The sequence below is a fragment of the Geobacillus proteiniphilus genome (assembly GCF_001908025.1).
Taxonomy (GTDB): Bacteria; Bacillota; Bacilli; order Bacillales; family Anoxybacillaceae; genus Geobacillus; species Geobacillus proteiniphilus.
Window position 1 is genome coordinate 1 of sequence record NZ_MQMG01000034.1, and the last position, 21,782, is coordinate 21,782.

General features: G+C 55.5%; 15 protein-coding genes and 2 pseudogenes. All 17 read right to left on the reverse strand.

From position 1 onward, the window contains the following. Positions 1-544 (reverse strand): annotated as a pseudogene (locus tag BRO54_RS11910) (nuclease/transposase family protein); the annotation flags it as partial. An 83-nt stretch (positions 545-627) separates the two neighbouring features. Beyond that, positions 628-813 (reverse strand): annotated as a pseudogene (locus BRO54_RS20550) (EamA family transporter); the annotation flags it as partial. 20 nt (positions 814-833) lie between these two features. Then, positions 834-1,403 carry a Uma2 family endonuclease gene (locus BRO54_RS11920; RefSeq protein ID WP_074044073.1) on the reverse strand — a complete coding sequence of 190 codons (570 nt, stop codon included), beginning with the start codon at positions 1,401-1,403 and terminating at the stop codon, positions 834-836. Positions 1,404-1,553: 150 nt separating this feature from the next. After that, complete coding sequence (locus BRO54_RS11925) at positions 1,554-2,705, reverse strand: thiolase family protein (protein ID WP_176202397.1); 1,152 nt, start codon at positions 2,703-2,705, stop codon at positions 1,554-1,556. A 149-nt stretch (positions 2,706-2,854) separates the two neighbouring features. Further along, positions 2,855-3,706 (reverse strand): 3-hydroxyacyl-CoA dehydrogenase family protein, encoded by an 852-nt coding sequence (locus BRO54_RS11930; protein WP_239691259.1) that lies wholly within the window; start codon positions 3,704-3,706, stop codon positions 2,855-2,857. A 13-nt stretch (positions 3,707-3,719) separates the two neighbouring features. Further along, on the reverse strand, positions 3,720-5,339 hold the full coding sequence (locus tag BRO54_RS11935; RefSeq protein ID WP_074044074.1) for a long-chain fatty acid--CoA ligase: 1,620 nt from the start codon (positions 5,337-5,339) through the stop codon (positions 3,720-3,722). Between the two features lie 3 nt (positions 5,340-5,342). Continuing rightward, complete coding sequence (locus BRO54_RS11940) at positions 5,343-6,416, reverse strand: CaiB/BaiF CoA transferase family protein (RefSeq protein ID WP_074044075.1); 1,074 nt, start codon at positions 6,414-6,416, stop codon at positions 5,343-5,345. Between the two features lie 16 nt (positions 6,417-6,432). After that, positions 6,433-7,578 carry an acyl-CoA dehydrogenase family protein gene (locus tag BRO54_RS11945; protein ID WP_074044076.1) on the reverse strand — a complete coding sequence of 382 codons (1,146 nt, stop codon included), beginning with the start codon at positions 7,576-7,578 and terminating at the stop codon, positions 6,433-6,435. A gap of 25 nt (positions 7,579-7,603) precedes the next feature. Beyond that, entirely contained in the window at positions 7,604-9,178 is a 1,575-nt protein-coding gene (locus BRO54_RS11950; protein WP_074044077.1) for a fatty acid--CoA ligase, read from the reverse strand. Positions 9,179-9,437: 259 nt separating this feature from the next. Beyond that, on the reverse strand, positions 9,438-10,370 hold the full coding sequence (gene spoVK / locus BRO54_RS11960) for a stage V sporulation protein K (RefSeq protein ID WP_011230813.1): 933 nt from the start codon (positions 10,368-10,370) through the stop codon (positions 9,438-9,440). 336 nt (positions 10,371-10,706) lie between these two features. Next, positions 10,707-10,934 (reverse strand): RNA chaperone Hfq, encoded by a 228-nt coding sequence (hfq, locus tag BRO54_RS11965; protein WP_011230812.1) that lies wholly within the window; start codon positions 10,932-10,934, stop codon positions 10,707-10,709. 34 nt (positions 10,935-10,968) lie between these two features. Then, positions 10,969-11,916 (reverse strand): tRNA (adenosine(37)-N6)-dimethylallyltransferase MiaA, encoded by a 948-nt coding sequence (gene miaA / locus BRO54_RS11970; RefSeq protein ID WP_011230811.1) that lies wholly within the window; start codon positions 11,914-11,916, stop codon positions 10,969-10,971. 542 nt (positions 11,917-12,458) lie between these two features. Beyond that, on the reverse strand, positions 12,459-14,156 hold the full coding sequence (locus tag BRO54_RS11975) for a methyl-accepting chemotaxis protein (protein WP_074044079.1): 1,698 nt from the start codon (positions 14,154-14,156) through the stop codon (positions 12,459-12,461). 117 nt (positions 14,157-14,273) lie between these two features. Continuing rightward, positions 14,274-15,623: an MDR family MFS transporter gene (locus tag BRO54_RS11980; protein ID WP_074044080.1), complete on the reverse strand. Its 1,350-nt coding sequence runs from the start codon at positions 15,621-15,623 to the stop codon at positions 14,274-14,276. Positions 15,624-15,896: 273 nt separating this feature from the next. Continuing rightward, entirely contained in the window at positions 15,897-16,922 is a 1,026-nt protein-coding gene (locus tag BRO54_RS11990) for a C40 family peptidase (protein ID WP_074044081.1), read from the reverse strand. 204 nt (positions 16,923-17,126) lie between these two features. Then, the gene (gene mutL, locus BRO54_RS11995; RefSeq protein ID WP_074044082.1) at positions 17,127-19,019 is read right to left on the reverse strand and encodes a DNA mismatch repair endonuclease MutL; all 1,893 of its coding nucleotides are present in this window, start codon (positions 19,017-19,019) and stop codon (positions 17,127-17,129) included. A 14-nt stretch (positions 19,020-19,033) separates the two neighbouring features. After that, positions 19,034-21,745, reverse strand: a complete 2,712-nt coding sequence (gene mutS, locus BRO54_RS12000) for a DNA mismatch repair protein MutS (protein WP_074044083.1) — start codon at positions 21,743-21,745, stop codon at positions 19,034-19,036. Between the last annotated feature and the right edge of the window lie 37 nt (positions 21,746-21,782).

Sequence of the window (21,782 nt, forward strand, 5' to 3'; positions counted from 1 at the left end):
AAGTCCGAGGTCAACGCCCATTGCCTTGGTTTCCTTGCGCGGTTCCACTTCAAAGGTGATGGTGATGGCAAAATACCATTTCTTTCTCTTTTTATAGAGTTTGGCTGCCCCTTGTTTGACGGTTCCATCGAGCAGCCGATCCAGCCATGCTGCTTGATAGGTTCGTGTGACAACAGGCACACCGATTCGTTTTTCCAATGTTGGGAATGAAACGGTGTAGAAATCTCCCTTTCGTTCAACTTTCCAATTTTGGTTGTTGAAGCAACACCACTGTTTGCGAAACTGCTTTGTCTTTTGGTGTTTCGTTTGAGATTTTACTTCCCGAATGGTTTGATTGACAATTGCGGAAGGAAACCGTTGCGATGAAAAATCCTGAAAGATTTTGCTGGTGGCTTTGTTCAGATCGGGATGAGTCGCCAGCCAATTCGCAAACGCTGTATTTACTTCTGTCATCTGTTTATACATTTCTTGTTTGGCTTTTATACATTTCTTGTTTGGCTTTCGTTGGCTTGTGAAGCTCCAATTTCAAGGTGATGGTGGGCATGGATTCACCTTCCTCCTTTTATGATACTTCAATGCTCGCTTTCATCCCACCCCTAAAGGAGTGGGCTTTCTCGCTCGCGGGTCTGTAAACGGCGGAATGTAGTCCAACACGTATTTGCTCACCACATACATTCCGCCCCAAATGCCAGCGGCAAGGGATAAATAGAAGGAAGCGAGAACGGTTTGCTTCATGACATCGATCCCCTTTGCTTTTTTCTTTCTGCTGCTGACACCAAAAGCGAAGCCGTTATTTCCAGAGATGGCAGCCAAACAAGGCTGTTCTCCATCAGCTAGACATCGCTTTCTTCCGGAGGAAACACGGGGGCGAGCGAAACCGTCAAATCCGGTTGCCAAAAAGAAACCAGCTCATCGCTTGGCCCGAAAACCGCTCGCTGTTGAAATCGTCCATCTTGCCAGCTGAGCACTTCGATCGTTCGATTGCTGGGGTCTACAATCCAATATTCATGCACACCATATTTTTCGTATAAATAGTATTTCTGGTTTCGATCACGCAGGGCGGTGCTTGGTGACAGCACTTCCACAACGAGATCGGGTGCCCCTTTCATTCGCCGATTCCCGATTTGCTCAACCCGACAAACGACTGATAAATCCGGCTGAACAACCGTTTTCGCCATCCGTTCCGGCTCCTCAGGATCAAGCTGAACGTCAAACGGGGCAAGAATGACATGACAGCCACGCGCCTGAAAATACGAAGCCAATGCAAGGTGCAGTTGTCCGACCACATACTGGTGCTCAAACGACGGAGACGCCAATAAATAGGGAACGCCATCGATCAGTTCCCAATTTCCTTCCCAATGTTCAATGTCGCAATACGTGTAAAACGGCTTCTCCTTCTGCACTGCGCTTCCCCTTTCACTTGCTTTTCTTTCATCTTATCACATCGCTCCGGTTCCGTCCCATATTTTTATTTTCTCGTCATGAAAGAAAAAACAGCGGCCGCCACCGCTGTCGAGTGTGTGTCAAACAAATGTTTTTTCCACGCGTTGCTCTTACTCCCGCTCGATGATCGTGGCCGTCGCCATCCCGTGGCCGATGCAAATCGTCAATAGCCCGTAGCGGCCGCCGCGCCGTTCAAGTTCATGAACAAGCGACGTCATGAGCTTCGCACCGGTCGCGCCGAGCGGATGGCCAAGCGCAATGGCGCCGCCGTTGACATTCACCTTCTCAAGCGAAGCGCCGATTTCTTTTTGCCAGGCGAGCACGACCGGGGCGAACGCTTCGTTGATTTCAATGAGGTCGATGTCATCGATCGAGAGGCCGGCTTTTTTCAGCGCTTGCCTCGTCGCCGGAATGACGCCATCGAGCATATACGTCGGGTCGGAACCGACGACCGTTTGCGCGACAATGCGCGCTTTCGGCTTCAGTCCGAACCGCCTCGCCGCCTCCCGTTCCATCAAAAGCACAGCGGCCGCCCCGTCGCTCATTTGGCTCGCATTGCCAGCGGTGATGAGGCCATCTTCTTGAAACACCGGCTTGAGCGCGGCGAGCGCTTCCGGCGATGTATCGGCCCGCGGCCCTTCGTCATCAACGACGAGGATCTCGCGCCCGTCGCGGTCAAGCCCTTTCACCGGGACGATTTCCGCGCGAAACTTCCCTTCGCGCAAGGCCGCCAAGGCGCGCTGATGGCTTTCGTACGCGTAGGCGTCAAGCTCCTCGCGCGTTAGGCCGTATTTTTTGGCGATCCGCTCAGCCGAGACGCCTTGGTGGATGAACTCATATTTTTCATGAAGCGACGGCGGAATCGTCCGCTCGTTGCCATCGCTTAAAATCGGCACTTTCGTCATGCTTTCGACCCCGGCGGCGATCGTGACATCCATATCGCCGGAGCGGATTTCCTGGGCGGCGAAATGAATCGCCTGCTGCCCTGAGCCGCACATTCGGTTGATTTGCACTGCCGGCACTTCGATTGGGAATCCGGCCTCAAGCGCCGCCAGCCGGCCGATGTTGTACCCTTGTTCGGCGACCGGCGTCACGCAGCCCATGACGATGTCTTCCACCGCCCCTTTGTCCATGCCGGCCCGGCGCACGACTTCATCGAGCACAACAGCAGCCAAATGGACCGGATGAACGTCCCGGAAGACGCCGTTCCGCTTGCCGACCGGCGTCCTGACCGCTTCGACAATGACCGCTTCACGCACCATTTTCTCCCCCTTGTTGTTTTTGTCATCACCATGCCTTGACGGTGCAAACCGCACCTTTTATCCAATGACGCCCGCCGACCGATAAGCCGCGGGCGCTGCCAAATTGGCACTTTCTGCTCTCATTGCTCTTCCTGTGAAGAGGCACTTGTTCATTTTGTATACGTGTAAAACCCTTTCCCCGTCTTCCGCCCTAAATGCCCGGCCTCAACGAGCTTGCGCAAAAGCTGCGGCGCCCGGAACCGGTCGCCGTATGCCTCCGTCATGTTTTCACTCACAAACAGGAGCGTATCAAGCCCGACCATGTCGGCGAGCTCAAAGGATCCCATCGGGTAATTGAGCCCAAGACGCACCGCTTTGTCGATATCCTCAGCGGAAGCAACTCCTTCTTCGTACATGCGGATGCACTCGATCATATGGGCGGCAAGCGCCCTTGTTGTGACAAACCCTTGCCGGTCTTTCACGACGACCGTTTCTTTGCCAAGCTCCACAGACAGGTGGCGAATGGCGTCGACTGTGTCGTCGGAGGTCGCCTCACCTTTCACAATTTCGATCAACTTCATCACTGGCGCCGGATTGAACCAATGCATGCCGATGACGTTCTCCGGCCGGTTGGTCGCGGCGGCAAGCGCCGTGACGCTCAGCTCCGATGTGTTGGTCGCCAAAATGGCGTTCGGCTTCGCCAGTTGATCAAGCCGCTGAAACACGTCTTTTTTCAGCGCCAAGTTTTCCGGCACTGCTTCGATGACGACATCGGCCCCGCGCACCGCTTCGGCCAAATCGGCTGTCGGGCGGATGCGCCCAAGCGCTGCCGCTGCCTCCGGCTCGGACAGCTCGCCGGCTTTGACAAAGCGGCGCAAGCTTTTTTCCGCCGAAGCGAGCCCATTTTGCAAGGCCGCTTCGGACACGTCATATAAATACACCGTTTTTCCCGCCATCGCCGCCGTTTGCGCGATGCCGCTTCCCATCACCCCGGCGCCGATGACCGCCAGCACATCAGCCATAACCCCTTCCCCCTTACTCAGCTGATGCATCGGCATAGCGCGCCGCCATCTCATCGCGCAGTTTCCGCTTCAAAAACTTGCCGACGCTCGTTTTCGGAATTTCATCGAGAAACACAATGTCATCCGGCAGCCACCATTTCGTAAATTGCGGGCGCAAAAAGTCGTACAGTTCTTCTTTTGTCACGTTTTTGCCTTCTTTCAGCACGACGCAGGCAATGGGCCGCTCTTGCCATTTCGGATGCGGCACAGCGACGACCGCCGCTTCGAACACCGCCTCATGGGCCATGAGCGCATTCTCCAAATCAACCGATGAAATCCATTCGCCGCCGCTTTTAATGACATCCTTCGTCCGGTCGACAATTTTCACAAACCCTTCTTCGTCCACGGTGACAACATCGCCGGTATGGAGCCAGCCATCGCGAAATGCTTCGTTCGTTCTCTCATCGTTGTAATACTCAGCGGCAATCCACGGCCCGCGCAAGCAAAGCTCGCCCATTTCCTGCCCGTCCCAACGAACCGGCCCGTTTTGGCCGATCACTTTCATCTCAAGTCCTGGAGCAAGCAGCCCTTGCTTGGCGCGAATGTCCAGTTTCTCCTCGTACGACAGCCCGTCTTGATAGCTTTTCGGGCGCGAGACAAGCACAAGCGGGCTCGTTTCCGTCATGCCGTACGCGTGAATGAACGGAATGCCGTACTTTTCTTCAAACGCGCGGATGATCCCTTTCGGCGCGGCTGAACCGCCGCAAATGACGCGCGTCAGGCTGCTGACGTCATAGTTTCCTTTCTCCAACTCTTGCAAGAGCCCGAGCCAAATCGTCGGCACGCCGGCGGTGATCGTCACCCGTTCGGCGTCAATCAGCTCGGCAAGCACTTTTGGCGTAAACGCCGGGCCCGGCATGACGATCGTCGAACCGAACCAAGTGGCGGCAAACGGCAGCCCCCACGCGTTGACATGGAACATCGGTACGACCGGCATCACGACATCGCGCTCGCACAGCCCTTGCGTATCAGCCAGCCCTAGCGCCATCGCGTGCAGAACCGTGCTCCGGTGCGTGTAGACGACTCCTTTTGGATTGCCCGTTGTCGCCGACGTATAACACATACCAGCCGGTTGGTATTCATCGAGGTCTTTTAAGAACGGAAATGTTGGGTCGCCCTCAGCAAGCAGTTTCTCGTAATGGTACACCGGAGAAAGCGTCGTTTCCGGCAGCTCGTCGGCATCGGTCATGACGATGAAGGCGCGCACGTTCGGGATCTCGTCCTTGACCGATTCAATCACCGGCAGCAAATCATCGTCAATCAACAGCACACGGTCATCGGCATGGTTGATGATGTAAGCGATATGCTGCGGCGAGAGGCGGATGTTGATCGTATGAAGCACCGCCCCGATGCCCGGAATGGCAAAATACGCTTCCAAATGGCGGTGATGGTTCCACGCAAACGTCCCGACGCGGTCGCCGACTTCAACCCCGAGCCGCTTCAACACGCTTGACAGCCTGCGCGTCCGCTCGCCGATCTCCTTGTATGTATGGCGGACGACGCCTCCTTTCATGCGTGAGACAACTTGCTTTTTCGGGAAAAACAACTCCGCCCGCTCCAGCATCATGGAAATGTTTAACGGTGTTTTCATCATCGGTCATTCCTCCCCCTTTACCAAATGCGCATGTTCATTTACTTTAGGCGGCGCCCCGCCGCCCCATTGGCCGTTCGGCCCATGTGCGGCCGTCCATGCCCCGTTGGGCTGCAGCCGAACGAGATGGCGGAGCCGGCTGTCAGCAAACAGCGCCTTCGCCTCACCCGTCTCCAGCACCGGGGCAAGGCAGGCGTCGACCGTCTCGGCAAACGCGCTCCACTCATCCAATGTCTTTTCACGGAACAAGGCGGCGAGCCCGTCATATACGGCTTCCCCTGGCCTAGCCGGCGCCCATTGCGCCCCGATCCATTCCGGATGGCCGACCGCCTCGCAAAATTGACGCCAAAAGTGCGGCTCGAGCGCCGCTAAACTCATATAACGGCCGTCTTTTGTCTCATACAGCTGGTAGCACACCACCTCCCCAGACAACTCGGAAAGACCGGTCTTCGGCCCGCCGCCGTGTTCAATGGCAAAATGGCCCGCCATCATCGCCGCCAAGCCGTCGACAAGCGAAACATCAAGATGGGCGCCTTTGCCGGTTCGCTCGCGGGCAAAGAGGGCAGCCAAAATGCGCTCGGCCGCCGCCATGCCGCCGATAAAATCGGCAAGCGTGATCTTCGGATGAACCGGGCGACCGCTTTCATCGGCCAGCTGCGCAAGCAAGCCGGAAAGCGCCATATAGTTCAAATCGTGGCTGCCAAGCAATGAGCGGCCGCTCTGTTGACCAAAGCCGCTGATCGAGCAATAGATGATTTGTTCGTTCATGCGGCAAATATCGTCATAACCGAGCCCAAGCCGCGCCATCACTCCGGGGCGGAAGCTTTCGATCACCACATCGGCGCGGGCGGCGAGCCGCCGGGCTTGCTCACGCCCCGCCTCTGTCTTTAAATCAAGGGCAACGCTTTTTTTGCCGGCGTTATAGGCGGCAAACAGCCGACCCTCGGCGAACGGGCGCAGCCGGTCGCCGGACGGCGGTTCGATTTTGATGACTTCCGCTCCGAGCTGGGCGAGCCGCCAGCTGGCAAACGGGCCGGGCAAATAATGAGAAAAGTCGAGCACAACAATGCCTTCAAGCAACGCGATTCCCTCTTTTCTACAAGTCTAAATGTCTAGCGATGATCGTTTTCATCATCTCGTTCGTCCCAGCGTAAATGGCGCTTACAGGAATGTCACGATAGCGACGGGCGATCTCGTATTCTTCCATATAGCCGTAGCCGCCGTGCAGCTGCATCGCCTCAGCCGCGACGCGTTTTGCCATCTCGGTAATCCACCATTTCGCCATCGACACTTCGGTGACGATCTGTTTTCCCGCCATATGCTCCTCGATGACGCGGTCGACAAACGTGCGTCCGAGGGCGATCTCCGTCGCCATTTCGGCAAGGCGGAACTGGACGGTTTGAAACTCGCTCACCCGTTTGCCGAACGCCGTGCGCTGTTTGACATATTGCTTCGTCAAGGAAAACATCACTTCCGCCGCCGTTTGTGCGGCAATGGCGACAACGAGCCGCTCCTGCTGGAGTTTTTCCATCAAATAGTAAAAACCTTTCCCTTCCTCGCCGATCAAATTATATGCCGGCACTTTCGCATCTTGGAAAAACAGTTCGGCGGTATCTTGGGCGTGCAGCCCGACTTTCTCAAGCTTCCGCCCGCGCGTAAACCCTGGCGTATCGCGCTCCACGACGAGCAGGCTGATGCCGCGGTGCGGCGGTTTCGCCTGCGGGTCGGTTTTGCAGGCGACGACAATCAAGTCGGCATGAATGCCGTTCGTGATAAACGTTTTTTGCCCGTTGACGATGTAGTAGTCACCGTCTTTTACTGCCGTTGTCGAAATGTTCGCCAAATCCGAACCCGCCCCCGGCTCGGTCATGGCGATCGCCGTAATGAGCTCGCCGGTGACGCATTTCGGGAGCCAGCGCGCTTTTTGCTCTTCCGTGCCGTACGACGCGATATACGGCGTGACGATGTCGTTATGCAAGCCGATGCCGACGAGGCTCGATCCGACTTTTTCCAGTTCTTCATTGATGACGACCGAGTAGGCAAAATCGGCGTTTAGACCCCCATACTTCTCATCGACCCACGGGCAAAGAAAGCCGTTCTCGCCCATCTTCGCCCAAAACGAACGCGGAATGATGCCGCGCTTCTCCCAATCGTTATAATGCGGGTACGCTTCTTTTTCCAAAAACTTGCGAAACGCCGCGCGGAACATATGGTGCTCCTCACGCAAATAGCGAGCCGTCACCCGTTCATCCCTCTCTTCTATTCGGTCACTTTTTCTCTGTTCCGCCCGCCGCCTGTTTTTTCAGCTGTTCGCGCAGCAAAAACTTTTGGATTTTCCCGCTCGCGTTGCGGGGCAGGGCATCGATGAAATAGTAGGCGCGCGGACGTTTGTACGGAGCGAGGCGGTCGCTCGTTTTGCAAAACTGCTCGAGCTCATCGGCGGTCAGGAGGTCATCTTTTTTGACGACGAAGGCGACGACTTTTTCGCCCCACAACTCATCCGGCTCGCCGAGCACAGCGACATCAAGCACTTTCGGATGCTCGTACAACACGTCCTCGACTTCGCGCGGATAGACGTTTTCCCCGCCGCTGATCACCATGTCATCGACCCGGTCGGCGACATACAAGTAGCCGTCTTCATCAAGGTAGCCGAGGTCGCCGGAATGGTACCAACCTTTGTACAACGCTTTTTCCGTCGCTTCCTCGCGCTTGTAGTAGCCAGCCATCATGCACGGCCCGCGCATCACAATTTCACCGACTTCATATGGCGGCAGCACATCGTCTGGGTCGGACGGCCCGTCTTCACGCGCGCGGACGACGCGGATCTCATGATTCAGGCAGGCGCGCCCAGCGGAACCGGCTTTTTTCAGCTGCTCGTCTTCCAACAAAAACGTCACCGCCGGCCCCATTTCCGTCATGCCGTACGCTTGAATCAGCTCGATGCCGAGCTGCTCTTGGCATTGCCTGACAAGCGCTGGAGCCATCGGAGCGGCGCCGTATAGGCCGAGGCGAAGCGAAGATAAATCGTAACCGCTTACATTCTCCTGCAAGATCATGTTCCACATCGTCGGGGCTCCAAACATGATCGTAATCCGCTCCCGTTCGATCGTTTCAAGCACGAGCTTGGCGTCAAAATGGTGCAAAATGACGCTCGCCGCTCCGGCATGCACGCGCGGCAGCAAGCAGCAATGCAGCTCGGCGCAATGGAACAGCGGCGCTGCCGCCAGCCCGCGATCCGTCTCGCGGATGCGCATGACGCCATGGCAAATGACGCTTTGCTCGATCATGTCGCGGTGACGGTGCATCACTCCTTTTGGACGCCCAGTTGTGCCGCTTGTATACATAATGGCGTACAGATCGGTCTCTTCCACATGCACGCGCGGCGCTTCCCCTAGGGCCCGCGCGGCCTGCTCGTGAGCGTTTTTGGCAAACGGCGGCGGATCACGGTCGATCGACCAAAATGACACGTGCGGGAAACGGCTGTGAATCGCGGCAAGTTCCGGTTCCACCGCCCGTTCAAACAGCACGATTTTCGGCTCGGCGTCCGTCAAAATATAGGCGATCTCTTCCGCCTTCAGCCGAAAATTGATCGGATTGAACACCGCGCCGATTTTGGCGCAGGCAAACAAGGCGGTCGCGAGCTCAAGCGTATTGTACAGCACCGTGGAGACGCGGTCTCCTTTGCGGACGCCCGCTTCCAAAAACGCGTTCGCCCACCGGTTCACTTCCCTCTCCCATTCGGCGTACGTATAGCGGCGTCCGGTCGCCGCGTCGACGACCGCCTCCCGGTTTGGAAACTTTCGCACTGTCTGGGAAAACATCTCCCCAATCGTCACATACAAGCGCCTTTCCCCCTTTTCTCCGAATGGACGCAGGGCGTGCAGATCCACTAGACAGATAATTCAGATAAATAGGTGTATGATGCCCCCGCTGTTTATGTATTCGCTCTTTTTGATCGCATTCCTCTTTTTTGCGGCACAAAAAAGAAAGGAAGACCTCTTTCTTTCGACAAGAAAAAGAAAGAGGCGCCTCCTTTGCTTTTTTATCATCTCGCGCCGAGAAGACCCCCACTTCCACGCGTGAGCGTAGGTGGGAGAGCGTTCAAGCATGAATCACTAAATCGCGGTCACGGATCGTCATCAGCTCTTTTTTATCGTAGCGCCCTTCATGAAGAAGGCGGACCGCCTGCTTGCGGATCGCTTTTTCGATTAAGTTGCGCACATAGCGGCCGTTGCTGAACTTGAGGCGGCCGGTCGCTTCCAGCGTCCCTTCGAGATGAATGTACAGTTTCCGCTCCGCTTCCGGCGTCATTTCATACTCGCGCTCGCGCAACATTTGCTTGGCGATTTGCACGAGCTCCTCGACCGTATAATCGGGGAACTCGATCGTGAGAGGAAAGCGCGACGGCAAGCCGGGATTTAACGACAAAAAGTAATCCATTTCTTTCGGATACCCGGCCAAAATAACGACCAAGTCGTCGCAATAGTCTTCCATTCCTTTGACAAGCGTGTCAATCGCCTCTTTGCCGAAATCTTTTTCGCCCCCGCGGGCGAGCGAATACGCTTCATCGATGAACAAAATTCCGCCGCGCGCTTTTTTGATCAAATCGCGCGTTTTGCTCGCCGTATGCCCGATGTACTCTCCGACCAAATCGGCCCGCTCAGCCTCGATGAAATGCCCTTTGGACAACACGTTCATCTCAAAAAACAGCTTGCCGAGCAAGCGCGCCACTGTCGTTTTGCCGGTGCCGGGATTGCCTTTGAAAATCATATGGAGCGCCTGGCGGTTGGCCTTTAAGCCGTTCTCCTTGCGCAGCCGGTTGATGTACAGCCAGGCGTAAATTTCCTTGATGATTTTTTTGACATGATCAAGGCCGATCAGTTGATCGAGTTCTTTTTGAATGTTGCGGAGCGCCTGATGCTCTTCGCCATCGAGCCAGTCGTTTCGCTCTTCTTTCACTAAATGGTTCACCGTTTTGGAGTTCAACACAATGTTGATTTGCCCTTTCGCCTTGTTCATCGTCAATTCTGACAAGGGGCGTCACCTCGCTTCCCGTTTTCTGCCATCCGCACCCGTTCCGACTTGGCTTTTGACGCCTTGCCTTTTCGTTACTAGTATACGTACGCCACCGCCGATCCGTGACAATCGCCCAAACGAACAGCCGGTCGGCTATAGCGGAAAAAAGTTTGTATATGTTTATTCACAAAGGCGGCGGTTTACGCATCTGAATTCACCTCGCCCCTCACTTCCCTTCGGGTGACGCGGGAGCTTGTCGATCAAATAGCGGGCGCGGAAGGAAAACGGGAAATGGCAAAAGGCGCCCTCCGCGAAGGAAGGCGCCTTTTTTCGGCGGCGTATGTACCGTCGGTCTTACTGTTCGGTTTCAAAATGGATGTTCCGCTCCGGCGCAAACGTCGAAATGGCGTGCTTGTAAATGAGCTGTTGTTTTCCTTGCACTTCCAAAAGCACGGTGAAGTTGTCAAATCCTTTAATGTACCCGCGCAGTTGGAAGCCGTTCAATAAGAAGACGGTCACTTGAATGCCCTCTTTGCGCAGCTGGTTTAAAAACTGGTCTTGAATATTGATCGTATTTTTCATCAAACGTCCTCCTCTTTTCTCTCTAAGGATATAATTATATATTCGCTTCAAGTTGAAGCTTTCCTGCTACATAGCGAGAAATTTCCTCCACCTTGGCGGCGAACTGCCCGGCGTCGGTCATGTCAAACCATTTCACCGGCATTTGGTTGCGAAACCAAGTGAGCTGCCGTTTCGCATAGCGGCGCGAATTTTGTTTCAGCTGCTCGATCGCTTCATCAAGGGAAACGCGGCCGTCAAAATAGTCGTACAGCTCCTTGTAGCCGATGGCTTGCACCGCCTGGCAGTCGCGCAGGCCGCGGTCATAAAGCGCCCTCGCCTCTTCGATCAACCCTGCGGCGATCATCTCATCGACCCGCTCGTTGATGCGGCGGTAAAGCGCCTCCCGCTCCGCCGTCAAGCCAACGATGGCCGCCTCATACAAAAGCCGCTTTGACTGCCCTTGCTGCCACTCGCTGAACGGCTTTCCGGTGCAATGATACACTTCTAAGGCGCGGATGACGCGGCGGATGTTGTGCGGATGAATGCGGGCCGCACTTATTGGATCAACCGCCTCAAGCCGCCGGTGAAGCGCTTCGGCTCCTTGCTCGGCCGCCAGCTGTTTGAGCGCCCGGCGGTACGCTTCGTCGGAAGGGGCGGCGGAAAATTGGTAATCGTAAAGGGCTGCCTGAATGTACAGCCCGGTGCCGCCGACGATGATCGGCAGCCGGCCGCGCGCCGAAATCTCGGTGATGAGCGCACGGCAAAGCCGCTGAAATTCGACGACGGAAAACGGTTCGCACGGCTCTTTGATGTCAAGCAAATGATGCGGAATCCCTTCCATCTCATCGGGCTTCACTTTCGCCGTGCCAATGTCCATCCCTTTATAAATTTGCATCGAATCGCCGCTGATGACCTCTCCACCCAGCTTTTTCGCCAACGCGATGCCGAGCTTCGTTTTGCCGACCGCCGTCGGCCCGACGATGACGGCGACTTTTTCAGCCATAGCGCGTCACTGCTTTCTGTTGTTGGACTTGTGTCAACCATCATTATACGTGAACTGCTCCCACTTCGCTTTGCTTGAAGTGGGAGCTTCTCAGTTCCACGACGAAAGCCACCTTTCGTCTCCCTGAGCGTCACTTCGGGTCGTCCCAACCCTAGGCATCCGACGATTCGGAGTTCTTTCGCGCCTTGGATCTTTTACGCATGGAAGGCTTTGCTTGATTTTCTCCATGCAACCCCTATATCCAGTTCACAAAGAACATGATATACCTTGATTTTATCATGTATTTTGGCTGACGCCAACCAATATTCATCTTCCGCTTATCGCTGGGCTGCGCCCTTCACGCGCTTGAAGCGGGAGTCTTTTTTCGGAACTATGATCAAAACGGCAACGCATGAACCCATTTCTTTCATACGTTTTCGCCATCCGCAGACCGTTTTATACATGGCAACGCGAAAAATTGCCTTGTTCCCTTTCCCCATGACCATTGAACGCTCTCCCACCTACGCTCACGCTTCGAGGCGGGAGATGATAAAAGGCGCTCATCATAATGAAAACTTGTTGACAATCGCCTGCAAATCGTCCGCCATCTTCGAGAGCGACGCGGCCGAAGCTGAAATTTCCTCCATCGAGGCCAGCTGTTCCTCGGTCGCCGCCGACACCTCCTGCGCACCGGCCGATGTTGACTCGGCCACGTCGGCGACAAGCCGGACGGAGCGCACAATTTGCTCCGAAGAAGAGGCCATGTCGCTGACCGCGGTGGATACGTCGCGGATTTGCGCCGCGACTTCGTCCACGGCGGCGCGAATGCGGGCGAACATTTCTCCCGAGGCGCGAATGACGTTCGTTCCGGCCGTCACTTCGTTGACGACCGACTCCATCGATTGGACGGCATGGGCCGTTTCTTCTTGAATGGCAGCAATCAATTCCGCGATTTGCTGGGCCGATTGGGCCGATTGCTCGGCGAGCTTCCGCACTTCGTCAGCGACGACGGCAAAGCCGCGCCCGTGCTCGCCGGCGCGCGCCGCCTCAATGGCGGCGTTTAAGGCGAGCAAGTTTGTCTGCGCCGCGATGCTGCGGATCGCTTCGATGATCGAGCCGATTTGCTCGGAACGGTGGCCAAGCCCTTTAATGAGGTCAGCCAGCCGCTCGACCGTATCGTTCACTTTGTTCATTTGCGCGACGCCCGCCTCGATCGTTTGCCCGCCCTCAGCCGCTTGTTTTGACGCATCAGCGGCGATGGAGGACACGCTTTGCGCCCGCCCGGAAATTTGCTCGATTCTCTCGGACATTGAATCGACGGCGGCGGACGTTTCTTCAACGCTTTGCATTTGCTTGTCCATGCCGGAAGCAACGCCTTGGATCGTCATGGCGATTTGCTCGGTCGCCTTGCTCGTCTGTTCGGCGCTCGCCGCCAGCTCCTCCGACGAAGCGGCGACTTGCTCGGCGTTTTGCGCCATTTCCTGGAGCACTTCGCGCAAGTTTTTCGCCATTTGCTCAAACGAAGCGGCGAGCTCGCCAATTTCATCGCGGTTGCGGACGCCGGTTTTTGTTTCTGTCAAATCGCCGGCGGCGATCCGCTTCGCTGCTTCCGACAGCGCAAGCAACGGGCGAGAAAGCGAACGGCTGATGTAATAGCTGACGGCCGCTCCAGCCGCCGCCGTCAACAAGCCGACGATGATGAGCAACCGCTGGACCGCGGCCGCCGATGCGCTCGCATCATCATTTGCCTCCCTCATTTCCCTCTGCTGGAGAGCGACCAATTGATGCACTTTTTCATCAAATTGGGTCGTTACGTCGCGCCCAGTCGTGGTCACAAGGGCGATATACTGCTCCGGTTTGTTTTGCGATTTTAAGTCGAACGTTTTTTGTCCAAGTTCGTAAAACTGCTGTTCAAGCAAATCGAGCTCGGCAAGCAGCTGTTTCGTTTCTTCCCGCGCCAGCTCCGCCGCAAGCTTTTCGCTCATTTGCTTGTACTCCTCATGCGCTTTTTCAAAGTTTTCTCTTGACGTCTCATCGCCGGTCAACAAATAGCCGCGCATACTGCCGACTTCGCGGCGGATCAATACTTCAAGCTCTTTGGCATTGACAAGTTTCGTCACCCGTTTGTCGATCACACCGGTGTATGTACGGTCAAGGGTCGAAATCTCGTAATAAGAAAACCCGACTAGCAATGCGATCAACACGTAGACGAGGCCGAAGCCAGCCAGCAGTTTTTTGCGCACGGTCATTTTCATGTTCATTGGCAAGTCCCCCGTTTGTGAATCAATAATGTTGTCCCATCTATAATATCGGACGATAGCAGCCAATGTTTAGCATTTTTTGAGGCAGACAGTCCGCACCGATGCCGCTTCCCCGCCTTACGCCGTTCCTTCCGGCTGCCACGTGTTTCGGCCGGCTTCGGCTTCATCCTGAATGAAAAGCGAAGTGACAAGCGCCACAATGCTGCCAATGAGGCCGAATAAAAACAAATGATGGATGCCGGCCATAAACGTCGGCGCCTTCGTCAAAAACGCTCCCATGACTGTCACGCCGATCGCCGTGCCGATATTGCGGCAAAACATAAAAAAGGACGTCGCAATTCCTTTTTCATGAGCGTCGGCAAGCTGCTGCGAGCCAATGACCCCAACGGTCGACGTCAACCCGAACGACAGTCCTTGGACAAACATAACGAAGAAAACGTACCAAAATCCGTGGCTTTCGTTGAGCAGCGCAAGAAGCAAGCCGGACGCAACCAACAGCACATTGCCGATGATGAGAAGCGGCCGATATCCATAGCGCAAAATCCATTTCCCGGCCGGCACGGCGGCGATCATCCAGCCAACGGACGAGCCAAGCAAGGCGACGCCGCTTATAAATACGGACAAATGGGCGACGTTTTGCAAAAAGAGCGGGATGTAGCTTGACGTCCCAAACAGCGCAACGCAGCTGACAAAGCCGTTAATGTTCATCCATTTGAGCGTCCGGTGGTGGACAAGCGACAGCGGCACGAGCGGAGACGGCTGCCGTTTTTCGAAAAAGTAAAACGCAACAAACAAGAGCGCGCCGGCCGCCCCGTACCACCATTGCCCCCGCGCAACGACGGTGACGAGCAAAAGCAAACTGACCGCCGCCGCAAACAACGCAGCCCCCATGTAATCGACCGCCGCCCGCTTCGGTTCATATACTTCTTTATATGGAAGCAACGTCACAAGCGAGAGCAGGCAAATGGGAATGTTGACATAAAAAATCCAGCGCCATGTCGCGTATTCGACAAACAGCGAGCCTAAAAGCGGCGCCAAGACGGCGGAAATGCCCCACATGGCGGTAAAAAACGCCTGGATCTTTCCGCGCTTTTCCACCGGAAACAAATCGCCGGCAATAATGGCCGGAAACGGCATCATAAACCCGGCACCGACCCCTTGTACGGCGCGGAACACAACGAGTTGCACCATGTTTTGCGACAAGCCGCAAAGAAGCGAGCCGATCAAAAATAAAATGATGCCAAAGCTGAATACGTTTTTGCGGCCAAACAGATCGGACAGACGGCCGGCAATCGGCGACAGGACGGTTGTCGTAATCATATACGACGCAAATGTCCACGCATAAAGAGAAAAGTCCCCGAGCTCTTTGGCGATAATCGGCATCGTCGTGTTCATGATCGTCGTATCCATCGAGGCGACAAGCATGGCCAAGACAATGCTCACCATCACGGACAGACGGCTGTTCATACCAATGCCCTCCTTTTTGATCACCTATGAATATCTTATTTTACATGATGAATCACCATGGCACCAAATGATACGCGCCCGAAAGCCGGACTATTTGTACTTGTTGCTGTTTTTTGTCGCCTTAAAAGCAGAAAGCCTCAAAACCGCTAACACGTTTTCCGCGGCATCATCCTGCATCTTTTTTGGATTCGGCTTTCACTCTCACGAACAACAAAAAAGCTGTTCACCGAAGCGCCTAAGGCTTCGCGAACAGCTGTGTTGATCGTCTTTCATTTAGTTGATGACCCGAACCGCTTTCACATACCGCGTTTTCCAATACGATGAAGTGAGCGACGAATACGCAACGCCCAACGAAACGGTCGCGTTGATCATTTGCCCGTTGCCAGCGTAAATGCCGACATGGTTGATCGTCCCGTTTGAATCGGTGTCAAAAAAGACGAGATCGCCTTTTTGCAACTGGCCAAACGACACCGTTCTTCCCACTTGCGCCTGAGCGGTGGATGTGCGCGGCAACGAAATGCCGGCTTCGCTGAAGACGCGCATCGTAAACGATGAGCAGTCAAACACATCGGTGCGCGACGGGCTTGCTCCGTACAAATAACGCGCCCCTAAATATTTTTCCGCAATATCGATGATTCGGTCGGCAAGCGATGCGGACGTTTCGGCGACGGCCGAGTTGACGGCCGAGACTTGTTGATCGGCCTTTTGGATGCCAACCGCTCCACCCGCCACTTTAATGGCTTGACCGACGCGAATCATGTTCGGGTTTGTAATTTGCGGATTCAGCACCAATAGACGGTCGACCGTCGTCTGAAACTTGTTCGCAATTCCCAAAAGCGTATCCCCCGCCTGCACGATGTACCGGCCGCTTGTCAGCACGGCTGTCGGCTGCACATTGTATGTATTGGAACGTTCCTGTCCCCCTGCTACTTGCAACTTCTGCCCCGCGCGAATGAAGTCTAGGTTCGTAATGCTTGGATTGAGCTTGAGCAGCGCATCCACAGTCGTGCCAAACTTGCGGGCGATTCCGCTTAACGTATCACCAGGCTCGACCGTATATGTATTCGAAGAAGTTTCGTTCGATTCATTTGGCTCATTGACGCGCAATACTTGTCCGGGAAAAATCAAATCCGAAGACAAATCGTTTTCTTGCTTTAACGCTGCGACCGTCATGCCGGATTGCCGAGCAATCTTCCAAAGCGTATCGCCTTTTTGCACCGTATAGCTCGCCGCCGATGCCGCGTGGCCGGCCAACAAGGAACCGATCAACGTGCTTGTCAATACCACTGTTTTTTTCATGCTGCATCCCCCTATGACGTCGATGTATCCATCTTTATGTATCCATGTTTATACAAAATTCGCTATCACTCTACAAAATTCACCATGTATGCCTGCACATGAGCCATTATAGTAAAATCAAAACAATCCGTCTGTAACAGAAAGAATAAAAGTCGATTACAAAATGATTACAAAACCCCCTTTGTCACACAAAGGGGGCGCAGGCTACATCACCCGTTTAAATAGTTTTTCAATTTCATATGTCGAAAAATGAACGATGATCGGCCGGCCGTGCGGACAAGTAAATGGGTCCGTCGTCTGCCGCAGCGCCTCAAGCAAAGCGAACAGTTCATCCTGGCGCAAATGTTGGTTTGCTTTAATGGCGCGCTTGCAACTCATTAAGATAGCCGCTTGTTCGCGCAATTGCTTGATGTCGACCGTTTTCGCCGCCAGCACTTGTTCGATCATTTCCTCGATGATTTCCTTTTCTCTCCCTTTCGGAAACCACGTCGGATGGGAGCGAACGAGAAACGCCCGCGGCCCAAACGGTTCAAGAAACACGCCGCAGCGCGCCAGCTCATCACGGCAAGCGGCGATCCGCTCGTACTCGTCGGCTGGATATTCAAACATCAACGGAACGAGCAGCTCCTGCACTTCCTTCGTGACTTCGCCGAGTTTTTCCCGGAAATATTCATAGTTGATCCGCTCTTGAGCCGCATGCTGATCGATCATATACAGCCCATGTTCGTTCTCCGCCAAAATGTACGTCCCATGCAATTGTCCGATCGGATAAAGCGGCGGCAGGCGATCGGCCGCCGGTTTATCCGCCGCTTGCCCATCTATCGGCAAGCGGAGGGCACGCCGTTCTTCTCCCACCTCTTCCTCCTGCTTTCGCTCGGAAGCGGACCCATGTTCGTCCGGTATTCCACATTCATCCGTTTGCACAGCCGCGGATGGCCGCTCAGCCGGTGCGTCACCGGTTAGCGGCGCAAGAGGGGCGGTCGCATCTTCCCCGCCGCCGATGCCGCTGAATAAGACAGACGGCTCTCGGACGCGATGAGTGAACGTCCAAGCCGCCTGCTCCGCCTTTGGTCTTGCCATCTTGCTGTCGGCAGATACGGACGGAATAATCGTCCGCTCGCGAAACGCCCGGCGGATCGCGTCCGTCACGAGCTCATTCAGCTCAACTTCTTTGCTGAAGCGGACTTCGAGCTTCGCCGGATGGACGTTGACATCGACAAGCACCGGATCCATTTCAATGGATAAAAACACAATCGGATAGCGGCCGATCGGCAAGAGCGTATGGTAGCCGGCTTCAATCGCTTTCATGAGCGGCACGCTGCGCACATAGCGGCCGTTGACAACAAGCGAGATGTAGTTGCGCGAGGCGCGCGTCACGTCCGGCGGCGAAATGTAGCCGCGAACGGTAAAATCGAGCGATTCCGCTTCGATGGGGATCATTTGTCTCGCCGTCTCGGCGCCGTAAATAGCGGCGAGCACGTGCCGGACATCGCCGCTGCCATTGGTGGCAAGCAATGTTTTGCCCTGGTGGCGAAGGCGAAACGATACGTCCGGATGGGCGAGCGCAAGCCGGTTGACGACGTCGGCCGCATGGCCGAGCTCGGTGTGAATCGTTTTCATATATTTCAAGCGCGCTGGGGTGTTGAAAAACAAGTTCGATACGGTAATATCCGTCCCTTTGCGCCCCGCCGCCCGCTCTCGGGAGATGAGTGCGCCGCCTCGAAGCACAAGCTTCGTTCCCGGTCCGCTGCCCGTGCCGGTGACCAGCTCCACTTCGGATACGGAAGCGATGCTCGGCAGCGCCTCACCGCGAAACCCGAGCGTGCGGATGTGGAACAAATCGTGCTCGTCATGAATTTTGCTTGTCGCATGGCGTTCAAAAGCGAGCAAGCAGTCGTCTTCCTCCATGCCATCGCCGTTGTCGATGACGCGGATTTTCGCCATTCCCGCCTCTTCAAGCTCGATGTTGATGACCGTACTATGGGCATCAATGGCGTTTTCCACCAACTCCTTGACGACCGAAGCCGGCCGCTCAACGACCTCGCCGGCGGCGATTTTGTTTGCCAGCAGGTCATCGAGCTTGCGGATGCGTCCCATCGGGCCTCCCTCCTTTACTTGAGGAGCTTTTGCAGTTCATACAGTTTGTTGAGCGCCTCAAGCGGCGTCATCTCGAGCAAATTGACCTCTTTCAGCGCCGCGAGCGCCTTTTTCTCTTTGCTTGAAAGAGGCGGCTCCACAGGCGCTGGGGCAAGGTCAGGAAACATGCTCAGCTGCTCAAACGCCGCTTCCGCCAAAACGCCCTCCCGCGCCGCGCCGGCTGACGGACGGGAGGCCTTCTCGCGCTCAACCGCGCGGCCAACGTCTAACGCTTCGTTCCCCTGAAAAGCCAAAACCGCTTCCGACAAAGCGCCATCGCCCATCCTGCCTGCGGCGGCTTCCTGTTTTCCCGCCGCTTTCTCCAGTTCCGCTAAAATGGCCCGCGCACGTTCAATGAGCGAAGCCGGCAGCCCGGCCAGCTCGGCGACGTGAATGCCGTAGCTACGGTCAGCCGGCCCGTCGGCGATTTGATGCAAAAAGACGACTTTGCCGTTTTCCTCGATGGCGCGGGCATGGACGTTCGAAAGCCGAGGAAGTGAACGCTCCAAGGCGGTGAGTTCATGATAGTGGGTGCTAAACAGCGTTTTCGCGCCGATATGATCGTGAATGTACTCAATGATCGCCTGGGCAAGCGCCATACCGTCATACGTCGATGTGCCGCGCCCGATTTCATCAAACAAAATGAGGCTGTTTTGCGTCGCATGGGCGATGGCGTGGCGCGCCTCCAACATTTCGACCATAAACGTGCTTTGCCCTGCCGACAGGTCGTCAGCAGCGCCGATGCGGGTGAACACTTGGTCAAAAATGGGCAGCACCGCCCGCTCGGCGGGAACGAAACAGCCGATTTGCGCCATGACGGCGGTGAGCGCCACTTGCCGCATGTACGTGCTTTTTCCAGCCATGTTCGGTCCAGTGATGAGCAGCATTTCCCGCTCACGGTTCATGTAGCAGTCATTCGGCACGTACATTTGCGCGCCGAGCACTTTTTCGACAACCGGGTGGCGGCCGCCTTGAATCACCAAGACGCGCTCCGTGGAAAACTGCGGACGCACGTAGCGATGCTCGTCGCTGATCGTTGCGAATGATTGAAGCACGTCAAGCTCGGCAATGGCTTTCGCCAACGTCTGCAGGCGCGGGATGTATTGCTTCACCTGCTCGCGAATGGCGACAAACAGTTCATATTCGAGTTCGATGCTTTTTTCTTCCGCCTCCAAAATGAGCGCCTCTTTTTCCTTCAACTCCGGGGTGATAAAGCGCTCGGCGTTGGCGAGCGTCTGCTTCCGCTCGTAACGTCCTTCCGGAACAAGGGGGAGATTGGGCTTTGTCACTTCAATATAGTAGCCAAACACTCGGTTGTAGCCGACTTTGAGCGATTTGATGCCGGTCGCTTCCCGCTCCTTCGCCTCAAGTTCAGCGATCCACGCTTTGCCGTTGCGGCTCGCGTCGCGGTAGCGGTCGAGCTGCTTGTCATACCCGTCTTTGATGAGGTTCCCTTCTTTGACGGAAAGCGGCGGCTGTTCTTGAATCGAGCGCTCGAGCAAATCGACGAGCTCTTCGCACGGGTCAAGGCGCTCGCACAGCTTGTCCGCTTCAGCGAGCGGCAGCGCGCCGACCGTCTGGCGGAGCGCCGGCACTTGAAGAAGCGACTTTTTCAGCTGCACGAGATCGCGGGCGTTGGCGTTGCCGTAGGAGACACGGCCGACAAGGCGCTCAATGTCGTAAACGCCGCGCAGCCTGTCGCGCAGCTCCTGCCGTTCAAAATAGCTCGTTTTCAACGTTTCCACAAAATCGAGGCGCCGTTCGATTTCGCGCCGGTCAATGAGCGGCCGGTCCAGCCATTGTTTTAAGAGCCGCCCACCCATCGCTGTCACCGTTTCATCCAAAAGCCATAACAGCGAGCCTTTCCTTCCTTTTGACCGCACCGTTTCGACCAATTCCAAATGCAGCTTGGAATGTCGGTCCATTTTCATATAGTGGTCAACTTGATACAACTCAGCCGGCTGCAAATGATCGAGCCGCCGCTTTTGCGTGCGGACGAGGTAATGAAGCAAGCGGGCGACGGCCGTCCGCAGCTTTTCTTGCGCCACATGGCCGATGACGCCGTTCCATTCGTCGCATAGCGATATGTCGTCCTCATAAGAGACTGCCGCCCCGTACCGCTCTTTCAGCTCGCGCACCCACTCTTCGGCGCTGTCTGTGGCAACGATGATCTCCCGCGCTCCAACGGCGTGCAGCTCGTTCGCCGCTTCCTCCCACGAAGAAAGAAGCGTCAACCGGACCTCGCCGGTCGACAAATCGGCGTAAGCCAATCCGTATGTACCATCAGCAAACGGCGTGAGCGCCGCCAAGTAGTGGTTTTCCTTCTCGGTGAGCCCTTTGCCTTCCATGAGCGTCCCTGGGGTGATGAGTTGCACAACTTCGCGGCGAACGACGCCTTTGGCCGTTTTCGGATCTTCGACTTGTTCGCAGATGGCGACTTTATATCCCTTTTCGATTAACTGTTCAATATATCCTTGCGCCGAATGGTACGGCACCCCGCACATCGGCACCCGTTCATCGCCGCCGCCATCGCGGCTTGTCAGCGTAATTTCCAGCTCTTGCGCCGCCTTGATGGCGTCGTCAAAAAACAGTTCGTAAAAATCGCCAAGCCGGAAAAATAAAAACGCGTCCGGATATTGCGCTTTAATGTGCAAATATTGCTGGATCATCGGTGTGTACGATGGCATCGCTTCTCCCCAACCTTTTCGGCCCGAAGGCTCGTTG